This window comes from Salinivibrio sp. MA440, assembly GCF_001996265.1.
GTDB lineage: Bacteria > Pseudomonadota > Gammaproteobacteria > Enterobacterales > Vibrionaceae > Salinivibrio > Salinivibrio costicola.
Map to the genome: position 1 here is coordinate 1 of NZ_MUFI01000090.1, position 2,295 is coordinate 2,295.

General features: G+C 46.9%; 1 protein-coding gene. It reads left to right on the forward strand.

Annotated features, from left to right (window positions below; all coding sequences use genetic code 11):
* Positions 1-428 precede the first annotated feature (428 nt).
* A complete protein-coding gene (locus tag BZG80_RS15585; protein WP_198532970.1) occupies positions 429-2,090 on the forward strand; it encodes a methyl-accepting chemotaxis protein in 1,662 nt (553 codons plus the stop codon).
* Positions 2,091-2,295: the final 205 nt, after the last annotated feature.

The following is a 2,295-nucleotide window of genomic DNA, read 5'->3' on the forward strand; positions in this document are numbered from 1 at the left end:
TTTCTGTACTCTGTATTCAGTAATCTGTATTCGTGAATGGGAATACGGAGCGCTGCGCTTACAGAGTACGGGAAAGAGACGCTTCGTGCTCGCATCGGCGCTCTTGCTTTTTCTGTACTCTGTATTCAGTAATCTGTATTCGTGAATGGGAATACGGAGCGCTGCGCTTACAGAATACGGAGAAGAGCGAGAACAGGCACTTCTGTAACGTAAACGGGTGACAGCGCGGTTGAGCAAAACGACCAGCGTGTTTCAAACAGCAAGTATGACGCACTGCCAATGAAGGCACGACTTTTACCTACATCACATCTTCTACAATTTCTCCTACTTTTTCTGTGTGTAAACAGCTGCTTATATTTTACCCTGCCTAATAAAGTAGTACTCTTGACTAACAAATATAATCTATAAGGTCGATGACAATGAAGTTGATGTTTAAAGCAAAGTTACTGTTGCTTGCCATTGTGCCACTTATTGTGTCTATTTTTATCACCAGCGCAGTGACTGCCTATAATGAACAGGCGCTTATTGAACAAAATATCGCCACATTTCGCGATAAGCTGGTCAATGAGCGCAAGAACCAACTCAAAGAAGTGACGCAAGTCGCGGAAAATATGGTTAAGCGCATTAATCCTGGCAACAGTCAGGCGCGTCTAGCCGAGGTGAAAACCGCACTCAGTGACGTGCAGTTTGGCGATTCAGGTTACTTTTTTATGTATGATAAAAAAGGCGTGAACGTTTTTCATCCGATGAAGCCAAGCTTAGAGGGTAAAAATCTGATTGGCCTGACCGATCCCAAAGGGAACAAGGTGATTCAAGGGCTATTAGAAACGGCGCAGCGTGGCGATGGCTATTTTAACTTTATGTTTGAAAAGCCGGGTACCAATGAACTCATTGATAAAATTGGCTACGCCGTGATGGTGAATAATAACCAGTGGATGCTCGGTACAGGCGCTTATATCGATGATATTGAGCGCGAAGTGGCTACCTATCGCTTGGAAGCTAAAGAGGCACTTGATGAGCAAATTTGGCGCTTAACGCTACTTGGGTTAGGGACGGTCATTATCACCGGCTTGATCGTGGGTTGGTTTGCGCAGCGCATGGGGCAGCCTGTTAATAATATGCTGGAAAAACTTAATGACATTGCCAGTGGTGAGGGTGATCTGACCCAGCGTTTGAGTATTCACGGGCATGATGAAATTGCTCAGCTTGGCCATGCTTTTAATCGCTTTGTTGAAAAACTCCAGCACACCATTCAGCGGGTCGCCCAGGTCACAACGCAAGTGACGAGTACGGCCAGTGATATGGCACAACAAACCTCTGAGGTGGCGGAAAAGCTACAAGTCCATGATAACGAGACCGAGCAAGTGGTCACGGCCGTCACCGAAATGAGCTCCGCTGCTCAGGAAGTAGCGCAAAATACCACTCAGGTCGCTGATGCGGCAACATCCGCGACACAAGATGCGAAAGATGCCCAATCACAAGTGCATGACTCTATCGCCGCGGTTGAGCGCCTCGTTGAACGAATGGGTCAGTCGAGTAATGAAGTTGACCAACTTAAGGAGCAGTCAGATAAAATTACATCGGTGTTGTCGGTGATTGGTGGGATCGCAGAGCAAACCAATCTACTTGCATTAAATGCGGCCATTGAGGCTGCGCGTGCCGGTGAGCAGGGCAGAGGCTTCGCGGTTGTGGCGGACGAAGTAAGAACACTGGCCAGCCGAACTCAAACCAGCACGCACGAGATCCGTGACATGCTGGATGGCCTGCATGTGCATGTTGATAGTGCGGTGAAAACCATTGCTGAAAGTGATCAAGAATGCCAAACCATGGCAAAAACGTCGGCAGATATCGGTGAGCGTATTACTTCGGTGAGTGCGGCATTCTCGCAAGTGAACGATATGACGTCGCAAATTGCCAGTGCTGCATCGGAGCAGACGACAGTCACAGAAGACATTCATCGTAACCTCATTTCGATACGTGATATTGTGGCTAGCCTGTTAACTTCGAGTGAAGCATCGTCAAGTGCGGCGGCTGAACTCAGCGCATTGGGCCGTGATCTCGACACTTTGGTCGGTCAATTTAAAGTCTAAACGTGCGGGTGTCGCAAGGCACGCTGACTTCATCGACGAAAGGAGCGCGTTATGTTAGCGCTCCTTACCGAGTTTATGGTGTCGTTAATAACACATTTAATTATAAATAATATTTTCAGTTGTAAATGTTGCCGTCATTTATTCGATACTTAGCTGAATTATTAACATTCCATCTTATACTCTTGTTATACACGCGGTATTATAC

What these genes read in the sequence shown, in the direction of transcription:
- BZG80_RS15585 (WP_198532970.1), top strand. Translation starts at nt 429, where the DNA reads ATGTTTAAAGCAAAGTTACTGTTGCTTGCCATTGTGCCACTTATTGTG.